Below are 8,963 nucleotides of genomic sequence, written 5' to 3' on the forward strand. Positions count from 1 at the left end.
ACTAATACTAGTGTAGTGGTAAATATTTCTACTCCCAAAGATGGATGATATGATTTATCATTTGGAGTCCTGATAAGATCCAGCTAAGTTTGAATCTTACTTTTAGGCTCCTAGATATCTGAGGAGTGAAATATACTTATGAGAAAAATTAGCGCTGCCTTAACCTTCAGTATAGCTACCCTAGCAACTGGGTTCCTAGTTGGGGCTTGTGGTGATCCCAGTGCCCCCAATAGCACAGCTACCAACGGAAGTACTGCTACCCCAGCGGCAAACTCAACTACTACAAGCACTGGTAAAGGGCTAAAAATTGGTTCCCTGCTACCAACAACAGGCGACTTGGCTTCTGTGGGACAACAGATGCTAGGTTCTGTCCCTTTACTCGTCGATACAGTCAATGCTTGCGGTGGGGTGAATGGCGAACCAGTGAACTTGGTGCAAGTAGACGACCAAACCGACCCCAAAGCTGGTGCTGCCGGTATGACCAAACTAGCAACTTTAGATAAAGTTGCAGGTGTCGTTGGTTCTTTTGCCAGTAGCGTTTCTAGTGCAGCAGTCTCCATTGCAACGCCGAATAAAGTTATGCTGGTTTCCCCAGGGAGTACCAGTCCTGTGTTTACCGAAAAGTCCCAAAAAGGCGACTTTAAAGGTTTTTGGGCGCGTACCGCTCCCCCCGATACCTACCAAGCACTAGCATTAGCCCAACTTGCCAATAAAAAAGGTTTCAAACGAATTTCTACAGTCGTGATTAATAACGATTATGGCGTAGGCTTTGAAAAAGCATTTGTGCAAACTTTTGAAAAATTGGGTGGAACCATCGTTAATAAAGATAAGCCTGTCCGCTACGACCCGAAAGCCCAGACATTTGATACAGAAGCGGCTGCTGCTTTTGCTGGGAAGCCAGATGCAGTCCTGGCTGTACTGTACGCTGAAACTGGCAGTCTGTTCTTGAAAGCCGCCTATCAGCAAGGTGTAGCTAAGGGAGTGCAGATTCTGCTTACAGATGGAGTAAAATCACCCACTTTCCCAGAACAAGTTGGCAAAGGCAGTGATGGTAAATATATTTTAACTGGTGCGATCGGTACAGTACCCGGTTCCGATGGTAAAGCACTAGAAGCTTTCAACAAGCTATGGAAAGATAAAAAGGGTGGTGCGCCAGGGGAATATGCTCCTCAAGCTTGGGATGCGGCTGCCTTATTGACGTTGGCAGCGCAAGCTGCTAAGGAAAATACAGGCGTTGGCGTAGCCAGCAAAATTCGTGAAGTTGCTAATGGGCCTGGCACAGAAGTTACCGATGTCTGCGAGGGGCTAAAGTTGCTTAAAGAGGGTCAAGATATCAACTACCAAGGTGCCAGCGGCAACGTAGATGTTGATGCTAACGGTGATGTTGTTGGTGTATATGATGTATGGACGGTAGGAGACGATGGCCAAATCAAGGTAATTGACAAAGTTACCCCTAAATAGAAAGTTAGGAGTTGTGAGTTATGAATTTAATCTTAATAACTCCTAACTCCTAACTTCTAATTCATAACTCCTAACTCTTAAAACCCACTAAAGTTGTAACCAACTCCTAACAACAAGCCTATATCAGTTTCATTGAAAAAGCCGGCATTCACAGCGGCCGTTGCTGTGAATTGAGGAGTTAGAGGCACATCAATGCCGCCAGATACTAAAAAGGCAAATTGCGAATCATCACCAGTTTTGTAAGCTGCACCTACTCCGACGTAAGGTGCAATTGGTAATGGTTCGCTAAAAGCATCTGCTGATTGGAAAGTAAAATCGTAGGTGATAGGAAGTAAAACTGTGGTGTTGTCCCCAAATACGGCTGAGGGTCGCACAGATATAGAATTTGTCAGTCCGATTTTGCTGACTACCGCGAAATTACCATCGCCCAAAGATGAGTCTCCACCACTCAAACCAATGTTAGCAGCAACGCCAATATAACTGCTGCCACCAGCAGTAGTTCTACCTAAATCAATATCCGATTGCGCTACCTTGGTAGCAGATGGTTGAGCAGTAGTTTGAGAAGTCGGTTCTACAAACTCAGAGGTGAGCGTCGCAGATGAGGTTGCCACTGTACCTGGAATGGGTGTAAGCGTTACACTAGCGTTTTCCTGTATCGCAGCGTTGGGCAGCTGCTGTACACTAGTTAAATTTGTTACTGTAAGTGTTTCAGTTGTTTCTGTAGAGAAATTTTGACTTGCAGTGTCTAGTTCTGTACTAAACTCGTTGGGAGACGCTACGGTTGTGGAAGGGTCGGTTAATGCCTGACTGCTCACCTTGTCCACTGTCTGGGCACTTGCAGATAAGCCACTACTCAGGACTGTGAGAGCAGCTATACTTGGTAACCAAAAAACACCTTTAAGAAAAATAGTATTCACGTTCACTCCTAAAACAATATTGCCGCGAGAAATAAAGGTTTTTGTTGACATAAATCAACGAAATCGCGCAATACTCAAAATTTAACACCAAAAAATCGGTTTTTCCATTTTGACTTTGCTGGTATCTAGTTAATATTTACTAGCAAAAAATTAAATATCATATCCTAAATATCTGGAATTTGACAGATGACAAAAATTATATTGGCTTTCAGCAAAGAGTCTATTTGTTGAAAAGGTTATCAAAATTGCGAAAACTTTTCCCAAAAAAATTAGTCTACGTCAACATCCAGTTTTCTTTGTCTTTGCGCCAACTGTTCACCACATTAGCTTGAATCTGGTAGGGTGTAGATGTTAGTCCTAACGCACTGAAAATCTTGCATGGTGCGTTAGCCTATGCGATAACACACCCTTAGGAGAATTCCAGGCAGCGACGAGTACAGGAGAAAGGTTTCCCATAGGCTATGCTCTATCTACGCCATGCTGTACTATAAATTGCGCTTTGTAACAAAAAAAGTTGATTGTAAAGTGATATTACGAAGCTTGCAAAAATATTTAGAAATTGTCTACAAAGCAAACATGGTTCTAAGGTAGAACCTATTAGGAGAGACTTGAGGCAAATGTGATGAGCGGAAATAATATTCAAAAGTATCGGTTTGTCTGTACCCTGACTTTCGGTGATATCTACGGTCAAATAATTGTTTGGTTGATTACAATTACCCTAAGTTTGGCATCAGCCTTGGCGCTGATGGGTGCCAAGCGCCCCGTATACGCTTTAGCAACAGCGGGTCTGGTCGTTCTGCTATCACTACCTTTCTTGTTGTTTGCGTTTGTCACTACCTTGTTAAATCATATTGAAGTCACTCCTGTAGGGCCTGGAACCAAAATGGAACCCATACCAGGTAATGTGTCTCAGCAACAACCTGCACAAGCAACTAGCTAAAGAGTTACAAATTAGGAGTTAGGAGTTAGGAGTTAGGAGTTAGGAGTTAGGAGTTAGGAGTTATAAGTGAAGACCCAACTCTTCATTTTTAACTTTTCACTCGTAATTTAAAAATTTGTAATATTATCCCTGTCTATAGGCAGGGAATTTTTTTGTAGAGACGCGATCGCAATTCCTCTAACTACCTGATTAATCACCTCTCTACAATAGAACAGCAGGGGTTTGCAATCAGGGGCTAATTATGCTGGAACACGATGTGATTATTGTCGGGGGTGGATTGGCGGGATGTCGCGCTGCTGTGGAAATTGCCCGCACTGACCCTAATTTAAATATTGCTGTGGTTGCTAAAACCCATCCAATTCGTTCCCACTCAGTTGCGGCTCAAGGTGGTATGGCTGCGTCGCTAAAAAATGTTGATTCAGAAGATACTTGGGAAGCACATGCTTTTGATACTGTCAAAGGTTCTGATTACTTGGCAGACCAAGATGCTGTGGCAATTCTCGCCCAAGAAGCGCCAGATGTGGTAATTGACTTGGAACACATGGGCGTTTTGTTCTCTCGCTTACCCGATGGGCGCATTGCCCAACGGGCTTTTGGCGGACATTCCCACAACCGTACTTGCTACGCCGCTGATAAGACCGGTCACGCGATTTTGCACGAATTGGTCAACAACCTGCGGCGTTATGGGGTGCAAGTTTATGAAGAGTGGTATGTGATGCGCCTCATTTTGGAAGACAATGAGGCGAAAGGTGTGGTAATGTTCCATCTTTTGGATGGACATATCGAAGTGGTGCGGGCAAAGGCGGTAATGTTTGCCACAGGGGGCTATGGTCGCGTTTATAACACCACCTCTAATGATTACGCTTCTTCTGGTGATGGTTTGGCAATGACTGCGATCGCAGGTTTGCCCCTTGAAGATATGGAATTTGTCCAATTTCATCCCACTGGCTTATATCCGGTAGGGGTGCTGATTTCGGAAGCGGTACGGGGAGAAGGGGCATATCTGATTAATAGTGAAGGCGATCGCTTTATGGCGAACTATGCACCCAGTCGCATGGAACTGGCTCCTCGTGATATTACCTCACGAGCGATCGCTTACGAAATTCGTGCTGGACGTGGTATTCATCTTGATGGAACTGCTGGTGGCCCCTTTGTCTATCTGGATCTACGCCATATGGGCAAAGAAAAAATTATGAGTCGCGTCCCTTTTTGTTGGGAAGAAGCACACCGTTTGGTAGGTGTTGACGCGGTAACTCAACCTATGCCAGTTCGCCCGACAATTCACTATTGTATGGGTGGTATCCCAGTTAATACTGATGGGCAAGTCCGCAGTAGTGGTGATGGTCTAGTTGATGCCTTCTTTGCTGCTGGCGAAACATCTTGTGTTTCCGTACATGGTGCCAATCGCCTTGGTAGTAATTCCCTGTTGGAATGTGTCGTTTATGGCAAGAGAACTGGGGCTGCGATCGCCCAATTTGTCCAAAAACGTAAGTTGCCCTCTGTAGATGAGCAACGATATGTAACGGAAGCCCAGCAACAAATCCAAGCTTTGCTAGAGCAACCAGGACAGTATCGCATTAACCAAGTTCGTCAAGCCTTCCAGGATTGTATGACCGAGTACTGCGGTGTTTTCCGCACTGAGGCATTAATGAGTGAAGGGTTGCACAAATTAGAAGAAATACAAAAGCGATATCCACAAATTTATTTAGATGACAAAGGCAGTTGCTGGAATACGGAACTTGTAGAAGCTTTGGAATTGCGAAGTTTGATGGTAGTGGGACAGACTATTTTAGCATCAGCTTTAAATCGCCAGGAAAGCCGTGGCGCTCATTTCCGCGAAGATTATTCTGAGCGAGATGATACCAACTTTCTGAAACACACAATGGCTTACTATTCACCAGCAGGAATTGATATTCAATATCGGCCAGTGGCGATTACTATGTTTGAGCCAAAAGAGCGGAAGTATTAGCTAAAGGTAAATTTATATGGGAAATCGAGGGGACTACAAAAACTTTGTCCACCTCGATTAAGAATATGAAATGATTAAGTTATCAATCAGAACCTAATTGTTTCTGAATCACAGCTATTATCTTTTCTTCCCAAGCCGGATCATTTAATTGTATTGCAGCATCACGATGACGAGATTTTCGTCTATCCATGTAAGCAGAAAAGGCTTCCTTATCATTTTTATGGGTAAGAAGGTAACTCTTTAGCTCTTGGTCGCTCATTGCTGTATAGTTTACCTGATTCATAGTTCTAGACTACATTCATGGTTCTATACTACCATCTGGTTTAATTTCTAGCTCTATTCCTTCATTTTGCCCAGCTAATATAAATATATTGAGCGATCGTTCATCTAATCGCACGATGTGAATTGCCTGAAACATCACATTTGTAAGTTGATGGCAAAGTCTATATAAGGATTGTAGCTGTTCTACTCTTAGTTGTAGATCGTCCATGAATGTTTATCTTTATAAATTTATATGTAACACATTTAATCATATAAACCCATCCAGCGATGCTCTAATAGTTGTTATTCTCACATCCTATTTAGCATTCCAAATGAACTTCCCCTTCTCACCGGGATACGCTGCTCCCTCTTTGTCACGCCACTCGAAGTATATTTCAATTGGCATTTTCAAATTCTTCATTAAGTGCAAAGTGTTACGCCAAGCAAGATTTGAATCTACACCTTGTATCGAAATGTTTACCTCTGGTAAGTAGCGAAAACCAGAATTAACTTTTTCACCCCTAACAACATGGGCAAGGGTTAGCTTCATAAGTTCCTCTACAGAAAATCCTTGTCGAATAGCAATTTCGTGTGCTGCATCGACGATTTTGTTCCAGTTCGGTTGATGAATTTCCTGGCTACCAATGACGGCTCGAAGCACTCTGGTATGGTGCAAATTGCTCGAAGTATCAGGTTCAAGAACTTTATAATTCTCGGTTTCAGAAACTTGCTGAGGCTGGTAACGTGCCTCATATTCATTCAATAACTTCTCAATAACAGTGATGGGTGTATCCTCGAAAGGGACAGCTAGAGCTTGGAGCCTTTTGTAAATGGGATCAGGTATTCTGATAACCGGCATCATATATCCTTGTGTATTTACTCTTTTATATATATGTAACATATATATATTTAAAATGCCAGTTACTTTTTAATCTGCACCAGTCTATCCAGGCTTTCCGCTACGACCAAAATTTGAAAGTGAATGATTGCCTAACAGTAAAATTTAATGACGTTATAAGCATATTAGTTCAGCCTAATCCGGCATTGAAAAAGCTGGTGACAATGATGGCTCACTGGTGTGAGATCCTAGAGACAGTCAATGGAGGCTGAACAGAATGGAACAACATCACAAGCCAACGGTTATAATCACAGGTGCTTCTTCAGGAGTCGGTTTGTACGCTGCCAAGGCTCTTGCTGAAAGGGGATGGTACGTAGTGATGGCCTGTAGGGATATAGCGAAGGCTCAACTTGCAGCCCAATCTCTGGGAATCCCCCACCAGGGTAGCTACACTATCATGCACATCGATCTTGGCTCTTTGGATAGCGTTCGACAATTTGTGAATAACTTCCGAGCAAGCGGTAACTCTCTAGACGCTTTGGTGTGCAATGCCGCAATTTATATGCCTTTGTTAAAGGAGCCACTGCGAAGCCCAGAAGGTTACGAGTTAAGTGTTGCTACAAATCATCTTGGGCATTTCCTGTTGTGCAACCTGATGCTAGAGGATCTGAAGAAATCATCTTCACAGCCAAGGCTCGTCATTTTAGGAACTGTCACTCACAATCCAGATGAACTGGGTGGGAAGATTCCGCCGCGTCCCGACTTGGGCGATTTCCAGGGCTTCGCAGAGGGATTTAAAGAGCCAATCTCGATGATTGACGGTAAGGAATTTGAACCCGTCAAAGCTTACAAAGACAGCAAGGTTTGCAACGTGTTGACCATGAGGGAACTGCATCGGCGCTATCATGAGTCAACCGGTATCGCCTTCAGTTCTCTCTATCCAGGATGTGTTGCAGAAACGCCGCTATTCAGAAACCACTATCCCCTGTTTCAGAAAATCTTCCCATTATTCCAGAAGTACATCACTGGGGGATACGTGTCTCAGGAGTTGGCAGGAGAACGGGTTGCTGCGGTGGTTGCCGATCCTGAGTATAATCAATCCGGTGCTTATTGGAGTTGGGGAAATCGTCAGAAGAAAGATGGCAAATCCTTTGTTCAAAAGGTTTCTCCTCAAGCCCGCGATGATGAAAAAGGCGATCGCATGTGGGAACTAAGTGCAAAGTTGGTTGGACTGGCATGATGCGACAGGATTTGGCGTTACCTTTGTGCATGATTCATCGATTTATCGATCCACTTTTTTGAATCGATATTATGTGCAGGAAACCGATGCTTGAGGTGATTATTAAGTCACCTCTGACTTTATTGATAGCTGTATTTAACTACCACTTCTTCTTGTAAGCTATAACTCTGACATAAACCTCAGTCAAAGCAAAGAAGATTGCGTGATAAATTATAACTGGTAAAAAAAGTGCACTTTATAGGATAATTACAAATTATGATGACGTTAATTTCCCACTGTTGCACTTAGTGTTTTAGAGGATGTTTTAAAATTGCTAAATCCTGTATCCAAAAGTTTAGATGCTTCTAAGCCCTGCTTTTTACTGAAGACTTTTAGAAGGTTATTCCCCCTTTTTAAGGCTTGATCGAGGTTATCTTTATTTAACTGGATACTTGACTGTTAATGCACTGACACGAACCCTATAAAATTCTGCTGCTTTCTGCTTGTTCATAAAAATACCGCCAAATTTAACGAAATCCTAACTATGCACATCTTGATATCTTGATATATAGCTATATTGCAGTGCTTACTAGATTAAAGATAATTGGCTTTATATAAAGAAACTTGAAGAAGAATTCAGACTCAATTATTGGAAGATTCAGACCCACCATTGAAGTCCACTAAAGTGAATATTTAGTTGGGTTGAAAACGCCCTAATTTATTCCCCAGTTGCTTAACCTTCTTCTGAATTATGGCCGCTGGTTCCTGAATTGTTTCTTGATAAAATTCAACATCTTTACTGAGGCTGTTTAATTTTAGAAAAGCGAAGCTAGGAGATTCAGCAACCTCATCTTTGCAAGCAAGAAAGCGGAGGATTCAGCGATCGCATCTTTGCATGTAAGAAAAATAGCGATCGCACTTGGAGCATCAACCAACGCCTGATTTCGCTTGTGATTCTGTATCTAAAGGTTTAAGGAAAAACGGTTATGGCAGCAGAAGAAGCATCGATTAACCTCATAAAAGATATAAACACCAGTGGAGTTTCCTCTAACCCGAACTCTCTGACCAATGTCAACGGCACACTGTACTTCAGTGCTACTGACAGCAGTGGTGGTTCTGAACTGTGGAAGAGTGATGGCACCGAGGCTGGTACTGTCCGCGTTAAGGATATCTTCTCTGGCACAGGTAGCTCTTATGCGAACTCTCTGACCAATGTCAACGGCACGCTGTACTTCAGTGCTACTGACAGCAGTGGGGGCAATGAACTGTGGAAAAGTGATGGCACCGAAGCTGGTACTGTCCGCGTCAAGGATATCTTCTCTGGCATAGGTAGCTCTAACCCGCAAAATCTGACCAAT

General features: G+C 43.1%; 9 protein-coding genes. 5 read left to right on the top strand and 4 right to left on the bottom strand.

Translation table 11 applies throughout. The features are described from left to right. Positions 1–138: 138 nt before the first annotated feature. On the top strand, positions 139–1,461 hold the full coding sequence (locus F8R90_RS24765) for an ABC transporter substrate-binding protein (protein ID WP_196512876.1): 1,323 nt from the start codon (positions 139–141) through the stop codon (positions 1,459–1,461). Between the two features lie 77 nt (positions 1,462–1,538). Here F8R90_RS24765 and F8R90_RS24770 read toward each other — a convergent pair whose 3' ends face one another. Next, complete coding sequence (locus F8R90_RS24770) at positions 1,539–2,429, bottom strand: hypothetical protein (protein WP_230966785.1); 891 nt, start codon at positions 2,427–2,429, stop codon at positions 1,539–1,541. A gap of 571 nt (positions 2,430–3,000) precedes the next feature. Here F8R90_RS24770 and F8R90_RS24775 point away from each other — a divergent pair. Both F8R90_RS24775 and F8R90_RS24780 read left to right on the top strand, forming a co-directional pair. Next, complete coding sequence (locus F8R90_RS24775; protein WP_190891069.1) at positions 3,001–3,318, top strand: hypothetical protein; 318 nt, start codon at positions 3,001–3,003, stop codon at positions 3,316–3,318. 241 nt (positions 3,319–3,559) lie between these two features. Beyond that, positions 3,560–5,287 (top strand): succinate dehydrogenase/fumarate reductase flavoprotein subunit, encoded by a 1,728-nt coding sequence (locus tag F8R90_RS24780; protein WP_196512877.1) that lies wholly within the window; start codon positions 3,560–3,562, stop codon positions 5,285–5,287. An 82-nt stretch (positions 5,288–5,369) separates the two neighbouring features. Here F8R90_RS24780 and F8R90_RS24785 read toward each other — a convergent pair whose 3' ends face one another. The 3 genes from F8R90_RS24785 to F8R90_RS24795 all read right to left on the bottom strand — a co-directional run bounded on the left by F8R90_RS24785 (position 5,370) and on the right by F8R90_RS24795 (position 6,410). After that, a complete protein-coding gene (locus F8R90_RS24785) occupies positions 5,370–5,570 on the bottom strand; it encodes a DUF6887 family protein (RefSeq protein WP_196512878.1) in 201 nt (66 codons plus the stop codon). A gap of 15 nt (positions 5,571–5,585) precedes the next feature. Then, a complete protein-coding gene (locus F8R90_RS24790) occupies positions 5,586–5,777 on the bottom strand; it encodes a DUF6888 family protein (RefSeq protein WP_196512879.1) in 192 nt (63 codons plus the stop codon). An 87-nt stretch (positions 5,778–5,864) separates the two neighbouring features. Then, positions 5,865–6,410 carry a T4SS efffector SepA family protein gene (locus tag F8R90_RS24795; protein ID WP_230966787.1) on the bottom strand — a complete coding sequence of 182 codons (546 nt, stop codon included), beginning with the start codon at positions 6,408–6,410 and terminating at the stop codon, positions 5,865–5,867. A 253-nt stretch (positions 6,411–6,663) separates the two neighbouring features. On the opposite strand from F8R90_RS24795, the gene F8R90_RS24800 reads away from it, so the two are divergent. Continuing rightward, entirely contained in the window at positions 6,664–7,626 is a 963-nt protein-coding gene (locus tag F8R90_RS24800; RefSeq protein WP_196512880.1) for a protochlorophyllide reductase, read from the top strand. Between the two features lie 965 nt (positions 7,627–8,591). Further along, positions 8,592–8,963 (top strand): ELWxxDGT repeat protein (locus tag F8R90_RS24805; RefSeq protein WP_331000707.1); only part of this gene is annotated, 372 nt, incomplete at its 3' end.

It is taken from the genome of Nostoc sp. NZL (assembly GCF_015714705.1).
Taxonomy (GTDB): Bacteria; Cyanobacteriota; Cyanobacteriia; order Cyanobacteriales; family Nostocaceae; genus Nostoc; species Nostoc foliaceum_A.

Excerpts from the sequence above, each read along its gene's own strand:
- F8R90_RS24780 (WP_196512877.1), top strand. The coding sequence starts at position 3,560 with ATGCTGGAACACGATGTGATTATTGTCGGGGGTGGATTGGCGGGATGT.
- F8R90_RS24765 (WP_196512876.1), top strand. The coding sequence starts at position 139 with ATGAGAAAAATTAGCGCTGCCTTAACCTTCAGTATAGCTACCCTAGCA.
- F8R90_RS24795 (WP_230966787.1), bottom strand. The coding sequence starts at position 6,410 with ATGATGCCGGTTATCAGAATACCTGATCCCATTTACAAAAGGCTCCAA.
- F8R90_RS24785 (WP_196512878.1), bottom strand. The coding sequence starts at position 5,570 with ATGAATCAGGTAAACTATACAGCAATGAGCGACCAAGAGCTAAAGAGT.
- F8R90_RS24770 (WP_230966785.1), bottom strand. The coding sequence starts at position 2,429 with ATGTCAACAAAAACCTTTATTTCTCGCGGCAATATTGTTTTAGGAGTG.
- F8R90_RS24790 (WP_196512879.1), bottom strand. The coding sequence starts at position 5,777 with ATGGACGATCTACAACTAAGAGTAGAACAGCTACAATCCTTATATAGA.
- F8R90_RS24775 (WP_190891069.1), top strand. The coding sequence starts at position 3,001 with ATGAGCGGAAATAATATTCAAAAGTATCGGTTTGTCTGTACCCTGACT.
- F8R90_RS24800 (WP_196512880.1), top strand. The coding sequence starts at position 6,664 with ATGGAACAACATCACAAGCCAACGGTTATAATCACAGGTGCTTCTTCA.